The following is a 23,947-nucleotide window of genomic DNA, read 5'->3' as shown; positions in this document are numbered from 1 at the left end:
CTGTCTATCTATAAAATATATTTTATTGGAGGCTTTTACTCAAATGGCAAAAGAAAAATACGATCGTAGTAAACCACACGTTAACATTGGTACTATCGGACACGTTGACCACGGTAAAACTACTTTGACTGCAGCTATCACAACTGTTTTGGCACGTCGCTTGCCTTCAGCAGTTAACCAACCTAAAGACTATGCGTCTATCGATGCTGCTCCAGAAGAACGCGAACGCGGTATCACTATCAACACTGCGCACGTTGAGTATGAAACTGCAAAACGTCACTATGCTCACATCGACGCTCCAGGACACGCGGACTACGTTAAAAACATGATCACTGGTGCCGCTCAAATGGACGGAGCTATCCTTGTAGTAGCTTCAACTGACGGACCAATGCCACAAACTCGTGAACACATCCTTCTTTCACGTCAAGTTGGTGTTAAACACCTTATCGTCTTCATGAACAAAATTGACTTGGTAGACGACGAAGAATTGCTTGAATTGGTTGAAATGGAAATCCGTGACCTCTTGTCAGAATACGACTTCCCAGGCGACGATCTTCCAGTTATCCAAGGTTCAGCTCTTAAAGCACTTGAAGGTGATACTAAATACGAAGACATCATCATGGAATTGATGGATACTGTTGATGAGTACATCCCAGAACCAGAACGTGATACAGATAAACCATTGCTTCTCCCAGTCGAAGACGTATTCTCAATCACTGGACGTGGTACTGTTGCTTCAGGACGTATCGACCGCGGTACTGTTCGTGTCAACGACGAAATCGAAATCGTTGGTATCAAAGACGAAACTAAAAAAGCAGTTGTTACTGGTGTTGAAATGTTCCGTAAACAACTTGATGAAGGTCTTGCCGGAGATAACGTAGGTGTACTTCTTCGTGGTATTCAACGTGACGAAATCGAACGTGGACAAGTTATCGCTAAACCAGGTTCAATCAACCCACACACTAAATTCAAAGGTGAAGTCTACATCCTTACTAAAGAAGAAGGTGGACGTCACACTCCATTCTTCAACAACTACCGCCCACAATTCTACTTCCGTACTACTGACGTTACAGGTTCAATCGAACTTCCAGCAGGTACTGAAATGGTAATGCCTGGTGATAACGTGACTATCGACGTTGAGTTGATCCACCCAATCGCCGTAGAACAAGGTACTACATTCTCTATCCGTGAGGGTGGACGTACTGTTGGTTCAGGTATGGTTACAGAAATCGAAGCTTAATTCGATTAAGTTCCCAGAAGAACAATTATTTAAGTCAGACATTAAAAGAATCTTGCTTTGCAAGGTTCTTTTTTTAGTTCTATTTTTGTAAGAAGGCCTTCTAGTATAGCGATATGATAGATTTTTTGGTATAATAAAGGTTATGGAAATCGAAAAAACCAATCGCATGAATGCACTTTTTGAATTTTATGCTGCGCTTTTGACAGATAAGCAGATGAATTATATTGAACTCTACTATGCTGATGACTACAGTCTTGCTGAGATTGCTGAAGAGTTCGGTGTCAGTCGTCAAGCTGTTTATGATAATATCAAGCGGACGGAAAAGATTCTAGAAGATTATGAGATGAAATTGCACATGTATTCGGACTACATTGTCCGCAGTCAGATTTTTGACCAGATCTTGGAGCGTTATCCTAAGGATGACTTTCTGCAGGAGCAGATAGAAGTTTTAACAAGCATTGATAATAGAGAATAAGTGTGGGAAGTATAGTCATCTACAAAGGTATACCCTGTACACTATTAGCTGCTGAGGACCCTTTTCCCATAAGACTACAAATCCTCTCACCTGATTCTATCTCCCGAGCTCTTCAAGAGGGATTTAGCTGTTGGGGATATCCAAATGAGATAATGAAAGAAGTCACTCCAGAAGAACTTGTTTGTTTACAAGATTTTGGACGTTTTCCACCGAATTAATGAAACATAGGAGAAAAAAATGGCATTTGAAAGTTTAACAGAACGTTTACAGAACGTCTTTAAAAATCTACGTAAAAAGGGAAAAATTTCTGAGGCTGATGTCCAAGAAGCAACCAAAGAGATTCGTTTGGCCTTGCTGGAAGCTGACGTTGCCTTGCCTGTTGTAAAGGATTTTATCAAGAAGGTTCGTGAGCGTGCAGTAGGGCACGACGTCATTGATACCCTTAATCCAGCACAACAGATTATCAAAATCGTTGATGAGGAATTGACAGCCATTTTAGGATCTGATACGGCTGAAATTATCAAGTCACCTAAGATTCCTACGATTATTATGATGGTCGGTTTGCAAGGGGCTGGTAAAACGACCTTTGCTGGTAAGCTGGCTAATAAACTCAAGAAGGAAGAAAATGCTCGTCCTTTGATGATTGCGGCGGATATTTATCGTCCAGCAGCCATCGATCAGCTGAAAACACTTGGACAGCAGATTGATGTTCCTGTTTTCGCTCTTGGAACAGAAGTACCAGCTGTTGAGATTGTTCGACAAGGTTTGGAGCAAGCACAAGCCAATCATAACGACTATGTCTTAATCGATACGGCAGGTCGTTTACAGATTGATGAACTTCTCATGAATGAGCTTCGTGACGTAAAAGCATTGGCCCAACCAAACGAAATTCTACTCGTAGTGGACGCCATGATTGGTCAGGAAGCGGCTAATGTTGCCCGTGAGTTTAATGCTCAGTTAGAAGTAACTGGTGTTATCCTTACCAAGATTGATGGGGATACTCGTGGTGGTGCGGCTTTGTCTGTTCGCCACATCACTGGTAAACCTATCAAGTTCACTGGTACGGGTGAAAAGATTACAGATATCGAAACCTTCCACCCAGACCGTATGTCAAGCCGTATCCTTGGCATGGGGGATATGCTGACCTTGATTGAGAAAGCTTCTCAGGAATACGATGAGCAGAAAGCCCTTGAAATGGCTGAAAAGATGCGTGAAAACACCTTTGATTTCAATGATTTCATTGATCAATTGGATCAGGTGCAAAACATGGGGCCAATGGAAGACTTGCTCAAGATGATTCCAGGTATGGCTAACAACCCTGCCCTTCAAAATATGAAGGTGGATGAGCGCCAGATTGCGCGCAAACGTGCCATCGTATCTTCCATGACACCTGAAGAACGTGAAAACCCTGATTTGTTAAATCCAAGTCGTCGCCGTCGTATCGCTGCAGGTTCTGGAAATACCTTTGTCGAAGTCAATAAATTCATCAAAGACTTTAACCAGGCTAAACAGCTTATGCAAGGTGTCATGTCTGGGGATATGAACAAGATGATGAAGCAGATGGGAATCAATCCAAATAACCTTCCTAAAAATATGCCAAATATGGGAGGAATGGATATGTCTGCCCTTGAAGACATGATGGGACAGGGTGGCATGCCGGATATGTCAGCTCTCGGAGGAGCAGGCATGCCAGATATGAGCCAGATGTTTGGTGGCGGACTTAAAGGTAAAATCGGTGAATTTGCCATGAAACAATCTATGAAACGCATGGCCAACAAAATGAAAAAAGCGAAGAAGAAACGCAAATAAAAAAAGGAAAGCAGAAATGCTTTCCCTGCATATAAAAAAGAACTCTGAATCTGATTCAGAGTTCTTTTTAAGTGCGATTGGCCTATTCCCACTCAACTGTTGCAGACTCCTTGGAAATCTCTATCTAATAGGCTTTTTAAGGAGTTAGTAATTCTTTGGTGGGGTTTTTGGTGGGAATGTTATTTTGAAATTGATTGGTTCCCGTTGAAATGTACTAAGCTAGAAGATGGGAAAGAAACATTAATAATTCCTACCATTTCATTAGTGATAACCTCATCAGCGCCATCCCATAGATGTGAGTAGTGTTTCAAGGTGATTTCTGGAGAAGAGTGTCCTAAACGTTTTGATAGAATAAGTATAGAAACATTTAATTCATTAATTAACAGTGATGCATGGCTATGTCGGAGCCCCTTTGCTTGGATAGGTTTTACGTGAGCAATCTTGGCGTACCTTTTAATAATCCTTGAGATTGTAGATTTTAGCATAGGTAAGCCGTCGTATGAAAAGATAAAATCGTTCTCGTGTCCTAGTCCAATCTTTTTTTTTTGAGCTTCACGCCATTTTTTTAACACATCAATAGTATCTTTATCTAAACTAATCATCCTTTTTCCATCATTGGTTTTTGTGTAGGAATTTCGAGTCCATTCTTTTTTGTTTTTAACAATAAGCATATGATGAACTCGAAGGCGTTGCTTATCAAAGTCAACATCATTCCATTGAAGGGCACATCCTTCATTTACACGTACGCCAGTCATGAAATATACCCAAATCATCACGAAGTTTAAATGTTCATATACATCTTCAATGTAAATTTGTGAAATAACAGCTTCAAATTCGCTTTTAGTCCAATATGGGATATTACTTTTCCCTTTAGGAATTGCATTAGATTGCTTAGAAATATTTTTTTCTACATATCCCATTTGCAAAGCATAGTCCAATGATTTCCTAAACATGCCAAAGATGAGGCTAGCATATCCTTGTGAATATCCGGCACTACCCTCATCTTGACTAGTCAGTAACCATGTTCGAAACATCTGGACTTGTTCGAGTGTAATCGAACGAAGTGTAGTATCACCAAAACGGTCACAAAGCTGTAAAAGATTTTTCTCTCGAACTGAAAATGTGCTGTGCTCAACTGTTGTTCTATAATATGGAATATAATGTTCTTCCATAAATTGTCGATATTTCATCCGGTAGTTAGAATAACCTTGAGATTGCTGATATTCATATTTCAGCCGAGTTAATTCCTTATTTGCTTCTGCAGCTGAATTAAATGGATTTCCGTGTTGATCTACCCTTGATTTCTTTCGTACACGTTTTCCGGTAACTCTATCTTTACCAAATTCGGTTTGAATAAAAAATTTTCCGTCTTTGTCAGTATAGACTCCTGGAAATTTAGTTTTCTGTTGATGTTGTGGCATTATTCCTCCATATGAAGTGAAACACCCAGAATTTCTTCAACAGCAACGATAGGGACATGCCCTAAACGTCGATTATTATAAAAGGCATACCCCTTTTGTACCATAATTTGCTTAGCTTGTCTAATAATTGAAATGGCAGTATAGGGATTGTAACCCATTTTAATTAAATCTTCTTTGTTCATTGTTTGTTTTATAATTAATAATCCTCTTGAAATTTCTAAATTTTATTGCGATAATAGAAGTAGGTAATAGATATTATTACTAGTATATTTTGAGTTTGTTTCTGACACCGACCAAAGTTTGGAAACAAGCTCTTTTTTTCTTCTAAAAAATTCACACATATCTATTTCCTTTCTCAAATATTAAACTCAAACCGTTTACATATAAATATATGTTTGTTGTTATATCAAGGTTTACAACCATAAATATAAAAAAGTTATTATTAAATTTGCGTTATTTTTTATTGATATCTAAATCTTTATCAGGGAATTCTTTTAAAACATGATTTCTAATTTTATTTTTTTGATTTCGAGTATTAGATTTTATAATTTCTTCGAAAATATTATTCCTATAACCTGATGGATAATCTTTTAAAACGTGTTTATATGTATGAGTTGATGTAGTATCCTTATGACATCCTAACCCTTTTTCTCTAGCAACTTCTAGTGATTCATAAAATAGTTTAAATATATCTCGAACGTGCCAAGTAATCATTAATCCAGTCTCGTTTTTTTCAGAATAATCTTCTTCGCTATTTTGGAAGGATTCTATTATTGTTCTTTTGGTTCTAGCTTTATTTTTGAAAGGACTAATATTCGTCAATGCTATAATTTCTTCGTCTAACACCAAAGGAGACAAAGTTCTAAGAGAATGGTTATTTACTTGATTAAAAAGTGCTTTAATATAATTTTTAGGACCGTGTTTGTTATATACATCTTGAATCACTTTTTTTGTTTTAATACTTGATTCTTCAATTAACCTTATGTACACATTTATTGTTGAATTTAAGTTTTGATTCCAAAAATTCTATCAATTGTGCATCATTCAGTAAATCTAAGGAATTGGTTCCCAATATTTTTTTAATTTTGTTTTTCTTTAATACTAACTCAAATCTTTGGACATTAAGATTTTCTAGTTTTGAACCCTCTCTTCTAATTTGTCTTTTTCTTTTTGCTTTTTCAATTTTATCGTAAGTAACAGTTAATTCTTCATTACTAATCTTACAACTCAAAATTGGATAGTCATAGTTGTTCTTTTTACTTTTTTCATTTCCAAAATTTGGAGGGTATCCTGATGAAAGACATTTGTGTAGAAAACTTCTGAGCTGTAGGTTGGGAGTTTTATCAAAGGCAATAGTATAAGCGAGCTCAATTTCGAGAAAAAGGGCAGTCGAGTATGTAATGATAATACCGTAATTATTTTTAATAAAATCGATTGCATTTGCTAATCTATTTTTAATCCCTGCAATACCAACCGTTTCGAAATTTAAACCTCCGTGAATTAATTCAATGTAACAGTAGGGTGTTTTAAAATCGGATGTATCAAAAGAAATAGTGATTTTCCCAAAAAATTCTGATTTAATATCTAAACTAAGTAACTCCCCATCTATAGAGGTTTTTAGATTACATGACCTATCCTGCTTTAAATTCTTAATTTCTACACGCTCTACAGAAAAATCCTGTAAGGATAATTTACATTTATCTATTCCAGCAAAACAAGGCATTGATGAGAAAACCTCTAATATACTATTTTCATTATTGATTTTTTCTTCTAAACGCCTTTGTTTTTCTTCCGGTGTTAATTTTCTTCTAGCCATTCTATTAAGTTCCTTTCACATAGTATTTTGATAAAGTATGTTGTTTGGGCTAAGATCAACATCTTTTTCTAAAGGTTAGTTAATTTTTTAAGCTTCTATTTATTTAACTCACCTCCTATTATTTAGTATGTCACAAATGTTGTCGAAAACGCCCATTTTTTAAAAAACAAATGAAAAAAATTTTTAAAAATAAAAAAACACTCAATTTTGAGTGCTTTAAAAACGCGTCGTAATAAGGTTTTGAAGAAAAAAAGTAGGTACTTACCTATTTAATAAAAAAATTTTTTTATTTCAACGAGAGCTATACCATTATTTTTTAGAAGTGCTGATTAGTTTGCTTGTGCGATTAACTTATATGCATAGGATTTTTGAAACTCTTCTGGTCGATTGTGTCCGAGAGCACGTGATACAATTAAACAAGCCTTTCGATCAAGGACAACACCTTTTAATTCGCCTCGTAGATAAATTTTTTCTTTTTTATCTTTGATATCTTTGGGATCTCGCGCGACAAGAAGATAAAGACGTTTTGCGTATTCTGCACGATATTTATGAGGTTTTAAAGCAGTTGGAACTTGAAACACACGCTTTTTACCAGCTAGTTTAAATTCTTCAACAAAACTCTCTAATTCTTCTTTGTCTCGCGTAATAATCGGAACCCAACGATCTCGTGCTCCTTTTGATTTATGCTTTTTACCAATGATTTTAAGATAGTATCGACCATCTTCACGTTGGTAGAGGGAGTCTCCAGTAATTGCTTTTAATTCATTTTTACGTAACCCAGTGGCAGATACGATTGAGAACCAGCGATTATTTGTTTCTGCAGACATCCTGTCGTCATTAGACTTCAAACGATTATTCTTTTTGTTGGCTCGATATCGAATATCTGTTGCAACAAAAGCAGTAGAAGATACACCTAAGACTTTAGCTAATGCTGCTTTATAGGTTGACTGGGTTGGAGCAGAAAGTCCTAATTTCTTACAATGTTCTAAGTATTGATTTACTAAGTCAATCCATCCCTCAATATCGTTAGATTTTTCAAGAGCTTCTAAATCTTCGGCAGTAGTTATTGAGGCAACAAAGGAAGCGAATCTGCTCCAGGAACCAGCGTAGTTATGAAGAGTTCGGTCTGTGTGGATTAAATGAATGTCCTCTCCCGTTTTTTTGGATTCATTTCGCTTGATACCTTTCCCTTTTTTAAAGCGCGTGACTAGATTAGTTAGTCCTTTTGATTGGACGAATTGTTTACGGCCTTCGAAAGTAGTTAGAGAATCCATCTGTTGTTTCTTAGCTTTCTCTTTAGCTTTTCGTCGATCAGCACGACTACGTCTCTTCTTTGCCATAGTTCTTTCCTTTCTATAGTAGATAATGTGCTTTTAAAGAAGATCTTAAGAAAATTCTTAAGGTCTTTTTAATTCAAGTTGAAGTATTGCAGTGACTTAAGCTTATATTCACTGGTGTAGTATCTTCCCTTTGCTTAGGGCGCTTCTTAATTGATGGCTAAGAAGATAACCAAGTCATTTTACAACATGACAAGTTGACTCAATTCAAATAAGATGTAGAGTTCCATCTTGCAGATGAAAATCTGTTGTTTTTTCTTGTTAGTCTTTTTCAGGTTTAAATGCTCTGAATTTAGCGACTGAGTTAAGCTAGTTTTTGTATTTGATTTTTAGACTTTTGTTATTTACTTTCGTTTTTATACTTTTATTCTTTACTTTGTTATGATCAAAAAAATTTTTTTAAACTGCCATTGACATTTCTTTTATTATCTATACATTTATTTTTTTAGTTAATGAAATACAAAAATTGGTTTCTGTTATTTACTTTCGTTTTTATACTTTTATTCTTTACTTTGTTACGATCAAAAAATTTTTTTAAAATGCTATTGACATCTCTTTTATTATCTATACATTTATTTTTTATTAGTAAATGAAATACAAAACTGGTTCTTTCCTAACCCAGCTTAAACCTACTGTTTCCACGATAGCTACCTCCTTTCAAACATAAAAAACGTAGCTATATTAGTTACGTCTCTACTCAATCAATTATCTAGATATTATTAGTATGCCATAAATTTTAAAATAAAAAAATTAGGATAAGATTTTTTTACGTTATTCACTTTTACCTAGTACTGTGTGTTTAGCGTGACTTACACATACGTTTCTGTCAACGCTAAACACACAGAAAAATTAGAATTGCAAAAAAACTGAGGGATGAGAGAAAGAGGAAAAACTACAAAAAAATTGAGAAGTAAACAATACCTTTATCAGTTTTTTTTTATTTTTTATTTTTATAATTTGAAATTTGTGGCAAACTATATATAGAGAGAGAAAAAAGGAGGTTACATATGTATGAGCATATGCTTTTTTTTTATTACAGGCCTAGTATATGAACTTGGCCCCCACACATTGTCATCTTTCATTATATTTTTAAACTTAATAAACAATAAAAGGAGAAAAAACATGAACGTTTATAAAGAGTATTTATGTAAAAAAATTTTAGAGACTGTAAATATCGAAATTGAAACAGGTGTGGATTTTGATGTTACTGCTAATTTTTGCCGTGATGAATATAATTTTTATCTAACTTTATTTCGCGAGGGAGAGGAGCTAGAATTTGATTTCATTGATGATAGGTTGAATTTGATTATTGATCATTGTTGCCATGATAAACTGTATTATAGTATTACAGAAATGGATGAGATTTTAAATTTTAAATATGCAATTGATATGTTAGTGGAGTTATTCGTGGGCTAATAAATGGTATACGTTTGTACCAGATTTAACTACTCATAATCTATGGGAATTGGTTGAACAGTATAAAAAAGGTGAATTAAGAGATTATTATTAAAATTGAAACATCTAGTTATTGAAAAAAAGATAACTGGACATTACAATAAAACATGTGAATTAGTTTTTTTAAATATCTGATAGTAAGAGATAGTTCGAAAGGGATTATGAAATGAAAACTCCAAAGCTATATAATGAATTGGTCAATGAGAAAAAAATGACAAATGAAATTATTGCAGAATGTATATATTCTGTGAATAAACGAGCTAAAAATTATCGTGATAAAATTAAAGAATACAAAAATGGAAGATTCCATCAGCAGTTGGAGAGTAATATTGAAAAAGCGGAGGAGGAAATGGGGAAATGCTATCAACTAAAGGAAGAATTTTTGAAAGTATTTACCCCGACTCTGATTCACAAACAATTCATTGGCGAAGAGAAAAAAAGAGTGTATAGTTATGAAAAAAACTATGAGGAATTGTTGAAAGAAAAAACTAATGATATTTTTTGGAAAAATAGTTACTACGATTACGATAAATATATGGAGGTCGAGTTTTTTGATTATCATCTAGGAACAAAAAAATATCTATATTTCTTATATTACGAAATTGGAGAATATAGTTTTCATTTCCCCATTTCTGAGAAAATTGCTGAAAGGAATACAGAATTAAAAATTCAAGAAATTGACGAAAATTTTAAAACTCATGGATCTAAGATTGAGGGATTGCTGTCAATGCAATTTGTAAAAAAAGTCTTGGAATTACTGCAAAGCGAAGATTATACAATTGTGAATCTAGTGTAAACAAAAACGCACCATTTTTGGTGCATTTCTCTTTTTTGTGCTATAATAGAAATAAATAAAAGGAGGAGTTACATGATTGGAGAGAATATAAAAGCGTTACGTAAAACACATAATTTAACGCAACCTGAATTTGCAAAGATTGTTGGTATTTCTAGAAATAGTCTGAGTCGTTATGAAAATGGGATAAGTTCAGTTTCGACAGAATTAATAGATCGTATCTGCAAGAAATTTAATGTTTCTTATATCGATATCGTAGGAGAGGAAAAAATGCTCACACCAGTAGAAGATTATCAGTTAACTCTGAAAATTGAAGTGATTAAAGAACGAGGGGCGAATATCTTAGCGCAACTTTATCGTTTTCAAGATGAACAAGGAATTGCATTTGATGATACTTCTAATCCTTGGGTTCTAATGAGCGATGATCTTTCTGATTTGATTAACACGAGGATTTATCTTGTTTCAGCTTTTGAGGATATAGAGCGATTTAATGGCTATTTGGATGGTATTGAACGTATGCTAGAACAAGCTACTCATCTGGTGGTGGCTTAATGAAACTAGAAGAATTTAGTCAAGATAATTTTGAACAAGCCTCCAAACGACTCGTTCGTTCTTTAACTCGTGGAAAAACAACCTCATCTCAGCCTAAAGCTATTTTGCTCGGGGGACAGAGTGGTGCTGGTAAGACAACGATTCATCGTGTGAAACAAAGAGAATTTCAAGGCAATATCATTATCATTGATGGAGATAGTTATCGCTCTTTTCATCCGAACTACCTTGGCTTACAGGAAAAGTATGGAAAAGATAGTGTGGATTATACCAAAGTATTTGCGGGCCAAATGGTTGAATATCTCGTAGATGAAATGAGTAAACAAGGTTATCATTTGTTAATCGAGGGCACCTTGAGAACAACAGAAGTTCCTAGAAAAACAGCACAATTATTGATAACTAAAGGGTATCAAGTCTCACTTGCACTAATTGCGACCAAACCAGAATTATCCTATCTCAGTACCTTGATACGTTATGAGGAGCTCTACGCCATAGATCCTAGTCAAGCGAGAGCGACTCCTAAAGCACACCATGATGGAATTGTAGAACATTTAGTTGATAACTTACGAGAGTTAGAAAATGACAAAATTTTTAATCAAATTCAAATTTATCAAAGAGATCAATCGTGTGTTTATGATTCGCAAGTAGACGAAACCTCAGCAGCAGAAGTTCTACACGAAAGCCTCTTCGGAAAATGGAGTAAGGTAGAGGAAGAGATGTTGAAGATGGGGCAGGAACGGTTGAGAGAATTAATGGAAATGAAAAAAGGTATAATTGATGGAAATTAAAAAAATCTATATTCAACATTATCGTTTATTAAACGATTTTTCTTTAGAGTTGAAAAATGATTTATCCTTAATTGTGGGTAAAAACAATTGTGGTAAGACTTCGGTTTTATCTGTGTTAGAAAAAATATTCAATAAAAATTCCAATCGCAATTTGGTATGGGAAGATATTAATTTAAATCATAGGAGGGAAATCTTTGAGAATATAAAGAGAGTCTCTGATATTCCTGATTCGGAATTATCGTCTATTTTAGGGATTAATCTTCAAATTTGGATTCAATACTCAGAATTAGATTCTTATCAAAATATCCAAGGATTTATGATGGATTTAAATCCCGAAAATAATTTTATTATTCTTGAATTTTCGTATATAATTCCTACTCAAAAGCTTCGCGAGATAAGTAGTTTGACTTGTGATTTTGCAGATGATTTTTCAAAATTTGAATCATTTATGAAGAAAAATCTGAATAAATTTTTCGAAATACAGATTTATTCACGTGGATATAATCCTATTACTCAAGAAATGACAGAAGAAAAGTCTGATTTACATGAAATGAAAGATGTTCATAAAATTATTAAAGTAAGAGGGATTAGTGCTAGTCGAGAAGTATCTAATAAAGAAAATAACCATTCATTATCTAAGACATCAAATCGATTTTATAAATTAAATAATGGCGAAGAAATTAACAGTAACGCAAATAATTTACTGCAATCTGCTATTTTAAAGGCAGATGAAACTTTAACCAGAGCATATAGTGGTGATGATAGCGTCGAAGGAATTTTTACTTCAGTCTTTGAACGCGTCAAAAGATTTGGTGGAAATGATAGTGAAGCAGAGTTGGCAATTCATTCATCACTGTCTGAGAAAGATATTTTAAGTAATAATACGACACTGTATTATAAGCATGATGATAGTCTATTACCTGAAACATATAATGGTTTGGGATATTTAAATTTATATGGAATTATTTTTGAAATTGAGACTTTAATGGCAGATATAAAAAACGAACCTGCTGATATTAACCTAATATATATTGAAGAACCAGAATCGCATACACATCCACAATTACAGTATATTTTTATCAAGAATATTAAAGATTTGCTAAAGGAACACAATGATGAACTAAAAGAAAGTGGAGATTTTAGTTGTATTCAAACTTTAATTACAACTCACTCATCTCATATAGTTTCTGATTGTAACTTTGATGATTTAATATACTTTAAGCGTGATGCTGGAACGGTAATATCAAAGGTTTTTAATTCATTGAAAGAAGAATATGGAAAAGATCAATTAGGATATAAATTTGTAAAGCAGTATCTTACCCTAAACAATAGTGAATTATTTTTTGCAGATAAAGTTATTTGTATTGAAGGTGATACAGAGAGAATTTTACTTCCAACAATCATGCAAAAAGTGGATATATCTAACCCACTTAACCAAAGTTCAATGATAATGCCACTACTTTCTCAAAATATTTCAATTATTGAAACAGGTGCTCATTCACATGTATTTAGGAAATTATTTGATTTTTTAGGAATAAAAGTATTGATAATTACGGATATTGATCCAGCAAATAAAAATGAAAATAATCGCTTGACTTCTTGCTCAGCAGTAGATGCTACCTCTACGACAAATACTTCAATTAAAAATTTTTTTGATATTTCTGGAGATGAAGTTTTTTCAATAGTAGCCCAAAAGAGTTTTGCAGAAAAAATAACATCAGATAATAGAATTCGTATTGCATATCAAATTCCCGAAGATGAAAATGGTTATCAGCCTGCTAGTTTTGAGGATGCTTTTATCAGTTTAAATAAACAATTCATTATTGATCAAAAAGCTGGTTTTATTCAATTTGAAGCTTTAAAAGACTTTGATGATAGTGAAATAGAAGATTTCTATAAATTTGCTAGGGATAAAGTAAACAAAAAATCTGCATTTGCATCAAGTTTATTATATTTTGAAGGTGAAGAAAATACTTGGAAAGTACCTAACTATATTTCGGAGGGATTATTATGGTTGAGAGAACAGTAGAACCAGAGGTAGAAAAAGTATTTGAAGTAATAAAACAAGGTCAAAATTTTATTCTTGAGGGTGGTGCTGGGAGTGGGAAAACTTATTCATTAATTTCCATTATTGAAAAAATATCTATGGAAGAACCAAAAAAATCGATTGTATGCATCACTTATACTAACAATGCTGTTGCAGAGATTAGATCTCGAATCATTAATGATAATTTACGGGTTTCAACAATTCACGAGTTTATATGGCATGTCATTGAAAATTTCCAAAAAGAGATTAAAGAATGTCTTGTTGAGTTAATAAATGATGATGCAAAAATCTTATTCGTTGCTCCAAAGGAAGTATTAGGTGAGGAAACTATTTCGCTTGATTACTTTGATGGTGTTTGTGTTGAATATACTGAATGGTATTCTATGAGCATAACTGAGCAAAATAAAGTTCGAATAAGTCATGACCATGTTCTTATAGTTGCTGAAAAAATGTTTTCTACATATCCTAAGTTATGCGACATTTTGATCGATATAGCTGATTATATTTTTGTAGATGAATATCAAGATACTAGTCCGTTAGTTGTAAAAATTTTATTGGAATATATACAGAATAGAACTAAGAAAAATATTGTAGGATTTTTTGGAGATTCTATGCAAGCCATCTATGACTCAGGAGTAGGAGACTTAAGTTCGTATAATCTAATAAAGATAACAAAACCTCAAAATCGTCGCAATCCTAAAAAAGTTATTGATTTAGCTAATAAATTTAGAGATGATGGATTGGTTCAGACTCCATCCAACGATGATACAGCACCTAATATGGATAATGGGAGTATCATTCCAGGAATAGTGAAATTTGTCTATGGGAATGATATTAATCAACTTGAAATTCTTAGAGGTAGTCAACTTTTTAGAAAGTTAGAATTTAATGCACCCTCAAAAACAAAAGAATTGCGTCTGACACATAAACTTAATGCAGAAATGGCAGGTTTTTCTAAGTTATTTGAGTTATATAATACTGATTTATTTGTAAAATTAATTACAGGTATAAAGAAAAAAATCAATGTGAACAAGATAGATGATAATGGAAAATTATTTAAAGATTTAGTAGAAGAATCTCAAATAGTTGTTAGAAGGGGTGGTCCCTTAATAGTCGATGAGATTAAATCCAATTCAGAACTATCAGCTTTTTATGATGAAATTAAAACGTGCTCGTTTGAAGAAGTTAGTAGTAAGAGTAAAGTTAATAAAGAATCGCTATTATCTTATAAATTTAATGGATTAAGTAGTAGATATGAAGCGGGCACAGATAGGGATAGGATTCTTAAAAGGTTGGATTTAGTCTATGAGCTAGTAGAACTATATAAAACAGGTAAGCATAATGAATTTTTACGTATTACTAAGTTTAAAATAACTTCGTCCAAAGATAAAATTAGTCTATCAAATGTTATGACAGAAATCTCTGGTGATGATATCACAATTGGAAGAGTAATAGAGCTTGCAGAGGAACATGAACTAATTTCAAAGGATGACCTATTTACTAATTTTATTAACAATAAGGGATATTATTTATGGTCGAGACTTAAGATAATGCCATTTCAAGAATATGTAAATAGTATTGATTATCTTAGAGAGTATGTATCGGTTATAACGCAGCATAAGGTTAAAGGGAGTGAATATGAGAATGTTTTAGTTTTATTAGATAATGGGAAATGGAATCAATATAATTTTGATACCTTGTTTGGAAAAGGTTCTTCTAATGAGAACGTTCAAAATAGAACTAAGAGGTTATTCTATGTTGCAATTACTAGAGCGATGAAAAATTTAATTGTTTACATGCCGAGCAATGATCGTCAGATTATTGAAAAAGCAAAAGATTATTTTGAACAGAGTGATATTGTTAATGTTCTGTCATTAGTTGATGAGTAAATAAACTTTAACAATTGTTAAACTGAATGTTGAAGGAGCAATTATGATTACATTGAAAAATGATTTACTTAAATTTGATATTACAGGGATTTTAGGCCACGAAATCAATCAACATATTGATTTTTATAATACCGGAGTCGAAGAAGCTTATTTGGCAATAAAAAATAATGACAATAGTACAGCGTTAACTATCTTACGATCATTAAAATCACAGTTAGATTTGGAATACAAGTATTTTGATACTAAGAGGTTTTGGGATTTTGGTACATTCAACGACGCTTATAGTTATGTTGATGGTATAAAAAGAGCTAGTCGAGCATTGGTGGGAGCACCCAATTATCGAAATATGAGATCCATGCTTTATGATATTCGAGATTATATGACTAGAACACGATTTGACGATGATAGGTATTATGGAAATGTATTTGCTTTAGATGTTGACAAATATTTAGATGAGATGACAGCCTTGGAACATCATTCGCATTTTGGAATGTTTCTTCAAGGGATTAGAACATTTTACCATCGACCAGGAAAAGTTACAGCAAAACAATGTCTTACTCTATCTAAAGGTCTCCCTCCAAAGGATATAGAACCTTTTATCCTCATAGAGTATATTGAGAAATATTTGCGATAATGGATAATTCACTCCGTATAACAAATGCACAAAACAATAACAATTCAAATGGTGTGAACTTTTTGGTAAAATCTAGCTCAATTCGTGTATTTTTAGGGTAAAATTCACACCATTCAAATGAAAGTTATTCAAATTAGATAAAATCGTTCTTTCTGAAAACGTGGGAAAACATTGATTTTAAGCCCATCTTGAAACTTATTCAAATAGAAATGTTTCCAACCAGGTCTTAAGAAAGCTCGTAAAGCATCACAATTCTCAAAACGTTAATCAATACGATTATATCAACGTTTCAAAGCACTCAAAAGTTTACCTTATGGGTGCTTTTTTCGTGTTTTTTTGAAAAGTTTACCTTATTTTCACCTTATTGTTTTAGAGACTTTAAAGCAAATTCACCTACTGTCATAGGAACTACATTAGAAGTATTTACATAAATCTGTATTGTTCCTGTGTCACTGTGTGTTAGAGCTTCAGAAGTTTCCTCAAGCGCAACTCCAGCTCATTTTTCTGGTGTGGCGCCTTGAATATTATGTTTTCCCATAGTATTTTGTGTTATAATATATAAACTATATAGACAACAAAAGCATTTCTTTAAATTCTGTAAATTTCACTTTGTGTAAATATGAGAAAATTTGAGTGTGGATAATGATGGGAGAGGATTTGAAATGATCAGTTTAGAGTTACTGTCTGAAGGAAATAGTCTAGATGTATATGCTTTTGAAACAGAAAATCGGGAGTATTTTGAACGAAATTTACCTCCTAGACCAGCTAACTATTTTGATCTAGAAGGTTTTAAAGAAATTACAAGGGAATTGTTAACGGAACAAAGGAATCGTGATGTCTACATGCACCTTATCAGAGATTCGCAAGGTGTTATGGTCGGGAGAATCAATTTAAATGTCTTAGAGGGTGATCGGAAAACAGCAGAGCTTGGGTATAGGATTGGGGAAAATGTTAGTAACTTAGGTTATGCTAGCGAAGCGGTTAAGCTCGTTTTAGACAAGGCCTTCACGACTTATGGTTTCAATAGAATCATTGCAGGAACAGCAAGAGATAATCTAGCTTCTCAGAGAGCGCTTTTAAAAAATGGTTTTACCTTTGGTTGGATTATAGAAAATGACTTAAAAATTCATAATGAGTGGGTTGATACAGCAGTATTTGAGATAACGAGGTCATAATATCATCATTTCCAGTCTATTGATAAGGTTAATGGAGTTATAATCTTTTCAGACATTCAAGAATTTACTCTTGGATGTCGTTTTCTGACTGCTTTCCTTCGATAGTTTAGATAGCCAGTATGGAGTAGAAGATTAATGTTACTCGCTCGGTCGTTGTATGTAAATACAAATTGTATTTTGATATATCTATCTTTTATTCCGAGCAATTCTGTGGTAGCTTTATAAGTAACTTCTTAATGGATTATGTGCTACTTTCATTATAGTTCGTATGAATTTGATTCTAAATTTATAATGTTCTACATTACCCACTACAGATAGTATAGAGTCAAAATGAACCAGAAAAGGTAGAATTTTCACCTTATTTTTGGTATAATATTTATTATTTGGACTAATATAGGTAGAAAGTAATCTGTATTATATCGATATATATATTTATAGGGATTTTAATTATTATTTAAAAATAATTTTTTATTTTCAATATTGGAATATCAAATATTCTAATATAGATTGGAGTGGATGAAATTGATGGATAATACTAAAACACTACAAAAATTAACGGCTTTATTCTTAGTTTTTATAATGCTGTTTGGGATAATTGTTCCGAACACTGTTGTTTTTGCAGAAGGAGTATTAGCTAAAGATACAATGACAGATGTCAAAAAAACTGGTAATGAAACGAAAGAAAAGATAGCTCCTGAGGATCAAGCAGATAAACAGGACAATAAAACAGATTCTAAAAAAACTGATAAGGAAGCTGAAGAAAAGATAGCTCCTGAAGAACAAAAAGATAAGCAGGACACTAAAGATGAAACAAAAGAGGATGAGTCAGAAGTTAAAGAAGAAACAACTAAGCCTAAATTTAATAACTCTTTAACGAAATCAGTTTCTTTGAATCCCGGAGCTCCAATGGATAATGGTAAACTTATGGTATATGATGACAATCATAAGATTAAAGATACATCAAATGGAGATGGAACATCAGTAAATCCATATAATTTGGCAACTATGACAGATACATTGTTTACCATAAACTATACTCCTTTTTTCCGTACAAAAGATGATGGGAGTAATGAGTTTGGAGATCAAAAAATTGTTGTCGATTTACCAACTTACGGATTTAAATTAGCGAATCCCGGAATTGAAGGAGTTCAGTTTGAAAAAATTACATTGCTTGATGCAAGGGGGAATGTAATACCATTAGATTCAGCAGCACAAACTAATTATGATAAAGTTACAAAAATTATCTATGATATCAATGATAATTTCCTTCGATCTTTGGGCGGAGGTTCAAGTTTGGTATTTAATATCGCCTTTAATAGACGTAGTTTAACAGATGAAGAATGTAAAAAGTGGATTGCTGAAGGAAAACTTGAAACAAAACTGAATGTTACTGCCTGTGAAGGAGAAAATAACACACCGATTAATAGTACAGGAAATTCATCAGAATATAAATGGAGAATGTCACCAACAAATTATGACGATCCTAAAACTACAGTAACAGGAAATCGTCATCTAAATGCAAGTAGTCTGGCGAAGATTGCGAATTCTGGATTCATAAGATTTTATGATACAGATCCTGCAAGTGGTCCATTTACTGGTAACAAAGATTACTATTATTATAAGCAAGGAACAATTCATGACGCGGATACTCCTCTAATGAGTTTAAAACATATCAAGGTTTATGTTCCGAAAAATGGAAGTGTTGAAGGAAATTTCATTTTACAAAAATTACAAATCAGAAATGGTTTATATGATTTAGATCTTGCTTATTATGCGACAGTCAGTGAAATGAAAAATGATGGTGATGGAAAGGGAAATTATTATCTCATAACACCAAGGAAACCTCTCTATAATAATGGAAGTGACCACAAATGGAACGATGCATTTACAAAGGGATTTTCACCTATTTGGCAAGTTCCTGATGGAATCGACAATATTGGTTCAGATACTTTATATGAAGCTACAACACCTGAATTTGTTTTTGAAACTCCAAATGGAACAGACGGCAAAAAGGAAGTTGTTATCAGCGCTGATGGACAAGGCGTAAAGATTAAAACTATGAAAGCTAATACTGTCGATGGATATGAAATTCATAGTTTTGCTGGACCTGGATATCAACTTTATAAAAATGCTGGAGGATTTTATACTGCAAATGCAGTTTCTGCAGATGCAAAGTATTCTGATGTTGGCTATACACGTTTAAGTAATGAATATTATATTCTAAAAGATGCCAATGGAGAATGGAATGAGTATTTTCCAAAGAATAAAACTGGTGCAACAGTTGAAACTTATGAATTTCCTGAAGAAATTCAACCTACTGCATGGAAAGGAACTGCTCAAACATGGAATACAGATTCTTATAAAGTAGCAAAAGTAGTTTATACTACAGCAGATGGTAATGAACACACAGCAGATGTAAATTCACCTGTTCATTTAGCAAATAAAGTCCATAATTTTCCTGAAGTTAAATTTGACACTTCTGGTGGAAGAGTAACTAAAGTTGAAGTTCATTGGGAGTACTTAAACAATGATACTTTTAATGCAAGTACACATTTTGCTGGTAACTATAAGGAAAATGTTAGAAGACAGTCATTTGCTCAAAGTAAATTTGATATTTATGTTACACCTACAGCTACAGGACATTTGCAGATAAAATATTCTGCAAAATCAACTGATCCAACTGCGGATGCAAATGATAATTTTGATTATGAAGCTAATAAAGCTGTGAAAAGTCCTGTTAATAATGTGAGTGGAAAAGCAAAGGATGATTTCTTCTGGACAACTGTAACTCAAAAGAAATGTACACCTTTGAAAGCTGAGAGTACTGGTGATAGATTAAAGGAAAATGTATTATATCCAAATCAAGCGGAGAATGGAACTTTTTATGATACTTGGAAATTGTTCTTTGATTATGGAACGAAGAAAGAATTTTCTCCTGTAACGAAAAATCCAAGAATTGATTTGACAGTGGGAACTTTGAATCTCAAAGGACTTGATTCTAAGGCTGACAAAACTGGACTTTTGACTGGGAAATTTACAGCAAATAAATCTTTAAGTGGTTGGAAAATTATTTATAAAACTGCGGATAATGTACTTGGAATAGAGGGTACAGAAAAAGTATATAATATTGGAAATATTGAAGATGGAACAAAAATAGACCTTGGAATTAATAGGGATATTGAACATCTATCAAGTATTGTTTTAACTTATGATGGAGTATATAATATTGAGCCATTTGCCAATAAAGAAACAGGAGAAGCAGTATTATTTTCCAATATTGAATATGAACTTAGAAATACTGATTTTAAAGGCAATCCATTAACTATAGAAAAGGAAAAAGGTGCATGGTATGGTCCAAATTACTTTGTTCAAAATTTAGAAGGTAAATACTATAATGAAAGTTGTAGAGATTCAAATCATATTCATGATGCAGGAAAAGGGCAAGACTTTGGTGGTAGAACATGGAATAGTATAAAACTACCGCAACGTTATGGTATTCTTACTAGAACTTATATCGTTACAAATAAGACTGCCGATAATGTGATTGAGCCTTCAGGTAATGATACAAATAATTCTATTTCTCAATCAGGAACAAGTACTCAAAAGATTAAATTTAATACAAAAGCTTACGCTTATGCTATGAACTCAGACATGCCTGAAGCGGGTAAGATGCCTTATGGAATTCCTGAATCCGCTTATGTAGAAATAAAAGATAAACAATTTGCTGCAGATGTAGATAAGTGTAAGTTTTTAGGATTTGATAATGCATCTGGCAATGTTATTATTAAACAAGTTACAGATGCTGATGGTAGAGTATGGATTAAAATGTCTATTACAGAAGCGGGCATACAAGCTTTAAATAGACAATTTAGAGAAATTACTAAGAATAAAGCTTTTTCTTACTATTATTACTACAATGATAGTGTACTTAAATTTATGGAAGATCCAGTTGTCATTGCACTGAAGAGTTTTAGATACACAAGTGTTACATCTCCAGGAGAAAATGAGCATCGTCCATATGGAATGGTTTATTATGATATGAGCCCACTTGAAACGAAGCTGGATGGAAGTAAAAATGAATATTATAGCCATGCAAAGCTTGAAGGAGATTTATTCCAACTTTCTGAAAATGCTGCAAAAGCTCTTGATGCTACGAAGGAAAAGAAATTATTTGGAATTGATTTGAGCAAGGTGGAAGTTGTTGTATCCAAGAATACGGCGGTAGGATCAAATATATTCCCTGGGAAATATGATAATATCGTCTATGGAACAGCGGGAAGTAAATTTCCTACACAGACTTTCTATCCAGATGAAAGAGATAATTTACGTGGAGACTTCTTCGTTCAAGCTCCAGACTCAGATGGATTTAAGGACTTTAAGGCTATCTTAGAAATTCCTAAAAAGGATAAATCTATATCCTATACACAAAATAATGAAACTGTTCAAACACCAAAAACACAAGTGGATATGTATTTGACTGGTGAAGTTGAGGTAATGGGAGATAGTCGTCCTGGTAAACAAGAATTTAGTTATAGCATAGATGGTGGAAATACATTTATTTCTGCAGCGGATGTAAAAGATTGGGGAAAAGTAACCCATGTTAAACTTGATTTGGGAGAACTTCCTAAAGGTAGTCAAGTAAATATTAAATTACCACTTAAGACTCATGAAAAAACTACTATTGATGAGCTTGAAGCATACATTGGTGGAAGTTTTGAAACGACTGATTATACAGGAGTTAAAACGAGTGGATATATAAATCCTGCAAAATATATTTATGGGAATTATGCAGTTACTTCATCAGATGTATGGTGGGATAAAAATGAAAATGGAAAACTTGATGAGGGTGAAACAAAAGCAAAAGGTGTTAAACTTGAACTATATTCTCCAAATCATGATATAACAATTAATAACAAGTTCATTCCTGCCAATACTTTGATTCATAGTTCAACTACAGATGAAAATGGAAAATATGAATTAAAGAGTTTTATGAATGAGGCTGGTCAATGGGTAAAAGTTACGATGCCAGATGGCGAAACTAAACTAACATTGAAAGCAAATCATTCTGATATGGAAGAAACAAAAAATTCTGACTTTGATAGAACAAGCTATATAACAGCTGAATTACCTGAATTAGTAAAAGAAAAACCTCTTGAAATTATAGGTTGCGGACTTATAAGAGTACCCAAGATAAAAACAGAGCCTGTTAAGATACATGTTGGAGAAGAGTCAGAAGAAGGAGCGGCAAAAGCTGTTGTAACAAGTGATCATCCTACTGTATCTCCTGAATTAAAATATATTGAGTTGCAAAATGATGTGGCTGATGTTGATGGTGGTGGTAAAATAAGAGGAAAGTCTACGGGAAAAATTAAAGCTGAAGTTACAACAACAAACACATTAGCTAGTAGCGATCAGGCAATACCTGAAGATACCGTAAAAGCGGAGTACGATATTATTGTTTATGGAAAGGTAAATTATAATAAAAATCATGCTGATGTAACTGGAGAAGCACCAAAGGATAATAACGAATACTATCCATCCATTACAGAAAATGGAAATGATGCCGATACTGATAAGGTAACTGTCTTAGATGCAGGTACGATGAAACGATCTGGCTATCTCTTTAAGGGATGGAATACACAAGCTGACGGTAAAGGCACTATGTATTCAAAGGGAGATACATTTAAGACAGGAACACTTGATAAAGATGTAGAGTTATATGCAATTTGGTCTTTAATATGGACACCAATGGAGATTCCAACTCGAGCGGTCACCGTCACAAAAGAGTGGCAAGACTCAGATGGCAACAAGATCGACGCGCCTGTAGACAGTGTCACAGTTGAACTCTATAAAGACGGCGTGGCAACTGGTCAAGTACAAGAGTTGACCAAAGACAACAACTGGACAGCCAGCTTTGAGCAACTGCCCGTCTCTGCGACCCTTGGTGGAGCAGCTCATCAGTACACCGTCAAAGAAGTTGGCGAAACGTCAAACAGCATTTTACTTGCAGGCAAATGGTATGGAGTCGGTTACGCAGGAAGCATGAAAGAAGGCTTCACGATTAGCAATAAAGAAAAGACTCCGTGGATCCCAATGATCCCACCAACCCGAGCGATCACGGTCACAAAAGAGTGGCAAGGCACAGATGGCAACAAGATTGATGCACCTGTGGACAGCATCACAGTCGAACTCTACAAAGACGGCGTGGCCACAGGTCAGGTACAAGAGTTGAGCAAAGCCAACAAGTGGACAGCCACCTTTGAGAAACAGCCCGTCTCTGCGACCCTCGGTGGAGAAGCCCATCAGTACACCATCAAAGAAGTTGGCGAAACATCAAACAGCATTTTACTTGCAGGCAAATGGTATGGAGTCGGTTACGCAGGAAGCATGAAAGAAGGCTTCACGATTACCAATAAGGAAAAGACTCCATGGGCTCCAATGGAAATTCCAACCCGAGCGATCACGGTCACAAAAGAGTGGCAAGGGTCAGATGGCAACAAGATCGACGCGCCTGTAGAC

At 33.8% G+C, this 23,947-nt stretch carries 18 protein-coding genes and 1 pseudogene; 13 read left to right on the top strand and 6 right to left on the bottom strand.

Annotated elements, in window-relative coordinates:
• The first annotated feature begins 43 nt into the window (after positions 1-43).
• The 4 genes from tuf (at position 44) to ffh (ending at position 3,524) form a co-directional block, all read left to right on the top strand.
• Positions 44-1,240 (top strand): elongation factor Tu, encoded by a 1,197-nt coding sequence (gene tuf, locus HMPREF9189_RS06845; protein WP_001040715.1) that lies wholly within the window; start codon positions 44-46, stop codon positions 1,238-1,240.
• Positions 1,241-1,382: 142 nt separating this feature from the next.
• On the top strand, positions 1,383-1,715 hold the full coding sequence (locus HMPREF9189_RS06840; protein WP_000402068.1) for a putative DNA-binding protein: 333 nt from the start codon (positions 1,383-1,385) through the stop codon (positions 1,713-1,715).
• 2 nt (positions 1,716-1,717) lie between these two features.
• Positions 1,718-1,933 (top strand): hypothetical protein, encoded by a 216-nt coding sequence (locus tag HMPREF9189_RS12635; protein WP_000534888.1) that lies wholly within the window; start codon positions 1,718-1,720, stop codon positions 1,931-1,933.
• 19 nt (positions 1,934-1,952) lie between these two features.
• Positions 1,953-3,524 carry a signal recognition particle protein gene (gene ffh / locus HMPREF9189_RS06830; protein WP_000863599.1) on the top strand — a complete coding sequence of 524 codons (1,572 nt, stop codon included), beginning with the start codon at positions 1,953-1,955 and terminating at the stop codon, positions 3,522-3,524.
• A 179-nt stretch (positions 3,525-3,703) separates the two neighbouring features.
• Here the strand turns inward: ffh and HMPREF9189_RS06825 are convergent, their stop codons facing one another.
• The 5 genes from HMPREF9189_RS06825 to HMPREF9189_RS06805 form a co-directional block, all read right to left on the bottom strand.
• Entirely contained in the window at positions 3,704-4,945 is a 1,242-nt protein-coding gene (locus tag HMPREF9189_RS06825; RefSeq protein WP_001135585.1) for a site-specific integrase, read from the bottom strand.
• Positions 4,945-5,127 (bottom strand): DUF3173 domain-containing protein, encoded by a 183-nt coding sequence (locus HMPREF9189_RS06820; RefSeq protein WP_001030855.1) that lies wholly within the window; start codon positions 5,125-5,127, stop codon positions 4,945-4,947. Before HMPREF9189_RS06820 ends, HMPREF9189_RS06825 begins: the two co-directional genes overlap by 1 nt.
• 271 nt (positions 5,128-5,398) lie before the next feature.
• Positions 5,399-5,890: a hypothetical protein gene (locus HMPREF9189_RS12550; RefSeq protein WP_000613864.1), complete on the bottom strand. Its 492-nt coding sequence runs from the start codon at positions 5,888-5,890 to the stop codon at positions 5,399-5,401.
• Between the two features lie 25 nt (positions 5,891-5,915).
• Complete coding sequence (locus HMPREF9189_RS12545) at positions 5,916-6,761, bottom strand: hypothetical protein (protein WP_000113966.1); 846 nt, start codon at positions 6,759-6,761, stop codon at positions 5,916-5,918.
• Positions 6,762-7,090: 329 nt separating this feature from the next.
• Positions 7,091-8,101, bottom strand: a complete 1,011-nt coding sequence (locus tag HMPREF9189_RS06805) for a site-specific integrase (protein ID WP_001085613.1) — start codon at positions 8,099-8,101, stop codon at positions 7,091-7,093.
• A gap of 1,119 nt (positions 8,102-9,220) precedes the next feature.
• Here HMPREF9189_RS06805 and HMPREF9189_RS06800 point away from each other — a divergent pair.
• The 7 genes from HMPREF9189_RS06800 to HMPREF9189_RS06770 all read left to right on the top strand — a co-directional run bounded on the left by HMPREF9189_RS06800 (position 9,221) and on the right by HMPREF9189_RS06770 (position 16,253).
• The gene (locus HMPREF9189_RS06800) at positions 9,221-9,514 is read left to right on the top strand and encodes a hypothetical protein (protein ID WP_001103732.1); all 294 of its coding nucleotides are present in this window, start codon (positions 9,221-9,223) and stop codon (positions 9,512-9,514) included.
• A 250-nt stretch (positions 9,515-9,764) separates the two neighbouring features.
• On the top strand, positions 9,765-10,349 hold the full coding sequence (locus tag HMPREF9189_RS06795) for a hypothetical protein (protein ID WP_255261172.1): 585 nt from the start codon (positions 9,765-9,767) through the stop codon (positions 10,347-10,349).
• 72 nt (positions 10,350-10,421) lie between these two features.
• Positions 10,422-10,898 carry a type II toxin-antitoxin system antitoxin PezA gene (pezA, locus tag HMPREF9189_RS06790; RefSeq protein ID WP_000578849.1) on the top strand — a complete coding sequence of 159 codons (477 nt, stop codon included), beginning with the start codon at positions 10,422-10,424 and terminating at the stop codon, positions 10,896-10,898.
• Positions 10,898-11,683 carry a type II toxin-antitoxin system toxin PezT gene (gene pezT / locus HMPREF9189_RS06785; RefSeq protein WP_000762942.1) on the top strand — a complete coding sequence of 262 codons (786 nt, stop codon included), beginning with the start codon at positions 10,898-10,900 and terminating at the stop codon, positions 11,681-11,683. Before pezA ends, pezT begins: the two co-directional genes overlap by 1 nt.
• On the top strand, positions 11,673-13,712 hold the full coding sequence (locus HMPREF9189_RS06780; RefSeq protein WP_000403389.1) for an ATP-dependent endonuclease: 2,040 nt from the start codon (positions 11,673-11,675) through the stop codon (positions 13,710-13,712). Before pezT ends, HMPREF9189_RS06780 begins: the two co-directional genes overlap by 11 nt.
• The gene (locus HMPREF9189_RS06775) at positions 13,694-15,619 is read left to right on the top strand and encodes an ATP-dependent helicase (RefSeq protein ID WP_000230290.1); all 1,926 of its coding nucleotides are present in this window, start codon (positions 13,694-13,696) and stop codon (positions 15,617-15,619) included. The genes HMPREF9189_RS06780 and HMPREF9189_RS06775 overlap by 19 nt, the downstream gene beginning before the upstream one ends.
• Before the next feature lie 43 nt (positions 15,620-15,662).
• Positions 15,663-16,253 (top strand): hypothetical protein, encoded by a 591-nt coding sequence (locus tag HMPREF9189_RS06770; protein WP_000631361.1) that lies wholly within the window; start codon positions 15,663-15,665, stop codon positions 16,251-16,253.
• A gap of 361 nt (positions 16,254-16,614) precedes the next feature.
• Here HMPREF9189_RS06770 and HMPREF9189_RS12630 read toward each other — a convergent pair.
• A pseudogene (locus tag HMPREF9189_RS12630) lies at positions 16,615-16,770 on the bottom strand (site-specific integrase); the annotation flags it as partial.
• A 145-nt stretch (positions 16,771-16,915) separates the two neighbouring features.
• Between HMPREF9189_RS12630 and HMPREF9189_RS06765 the strand changes: the two are divergent.
• Together HMPREF9189_RS06765 and HMPREF9189_RS12420 are read left to right on the top strand one after the other, a co-directional pair.
• Positions 16,916-17,428, top strand: coding sequence for a GNAT family N-acetyltransferase (locus HMPREF9189_RS06765; protein WP_000624248.1), 513 nt, complete (start codon positions 16,916-16,918; stop codon positions 17,426-17,428).
• A 525-nt stretch (positions 17,429-17,953) separates the two neighbouring features.
• Positions 17,954-23,947, top strand: a 5,994-nt coding sequence (locus HMPREF9189_RS12420; protein WP_218015414.1) for a Cna B-type domain-containing protein, incomplete at its 3' end; no start/stop codon positions are given.

This window comes from Streptococcus sp. oral taxon 071 str. 73H25AP (assembly GCF_000146755.1).
GTDB lineage: Bacteria > Bacillota > Bacilli > Lactobacillales > Streptococcaceae > Streptococcus > Streptococcus oralis_T.
Note: the sequence above shows the minus strand (reverse complement) of the source record. Positions and strands in the feature narration are given on the sequence as shown.

Excerpts from the sequence above, each read along its gene's own strand:
- tuf (WP_001040715.1), top strand. The coding sequence starts at position 44 with ATGGCAAAAGAAAAATACGATCGTAGTAAACCACACGTTAACATTGGT.
- HMPREF9189_RS06840 (WP_000402068.1), top strand. The coding sequence starts at position 1,383 with ATGGAAATCGAAAAAACCAATCGCATGAATGCACTTTTTGAATTTTAT.
- ffh (WP_000863599.1), top strand. The coding sequence starts at position 1,953 with ATGGCATTTGAAAGTTTAACAGAACGTTTACAGAACGTCTTTAAAAAT.
- HMPREF9189_RS06825 (WP_001135585.1), bottom strand. The coding sequence starts at position 4,945 with ATGCCACAACATCAACAGAAAACTAAATTTCCAGGAGTCTATACTGAC.
- HMPREF9189_RS06820 (WP_001030855.1), bottom strand. The coding sequence starts at position 5,127 with ATGAACAAAGAAGATTTAATTAAAATGGGTTACAATCCCTATACTGCC.
- HMPREF9189_RS12545 (WP_000113966.1), bottom strand. The coding sequence starts at position 6,761 with ATGGCTAGAAGAAAATTAACACCGGAAGAAAAACAAAGGCGTTTAGAA.
- HMPREF9189_RS06805 (WP_001085613.1), bottom strand. The coding sequence starts at position 8,101 with ATGGCAAAGAAGAGACGTAGTCGTGCTGATCGACGAAAAGCTAAAGAG.
- HMPREF9189_RS06800 (WP_001103732.1), top strand. The coding sequence starts at position 9,221 with ATGAACGTTTATAAAGAGTATTTATGTAAAAAAATTTTAGAGACTGTA.
- HMPREF9189_RS06795 (WP_255261172.1), top strand. The coding sequence starts at position 9,765 with ATGACAAATGAAATTATTGCAGAATGTATATATTCTGTGAATAAACGA.
- pezA (WP_000578849.1), top strand. The coding sequence starts at position 10,422 with ATGATTGGAGAGAATATAAAAGCGTTACGTAAAACACATAATTTAACG.
- pezT (WP_000762942.1), top strand. The coding sequence starts at position 10,898 with ATGAAACTAGAAGAATTTAGTCAAGATAATTTTGAACAAGCCTCCAAA.
- HMPREF9189_RS06780 (WP_000403389.1), top strand. The coding sequence starts at position 11,673 with ATGGAAATTAAAAAAATCTATATTCAACATTATCGTTTATTAAACGAT.
- HMPREF9189_RS06775 (WP_000230290.1), top strand. The coding sequence starts at position 13,694 with ATGGTTGAGAGAACAGTAGAACCAGAGGTAGAAAAAGTATTTGAAGTA.
- HMPREF9189_RS06770 (WP_000631361.1), top strand. The coding sequence starts at position 15,663 with ATGATTACATTGAAAAATGATTTACTTAAATTTGATATTACAGGGATT.
- HMPREF9189_RS06765 (WP_000624248.1), top strand. The coding sequence starts at position 16,916 with ATGATCAGTTTAGAGTTACTGTCTGAAGGAAATAGTCTAGATGTATAT.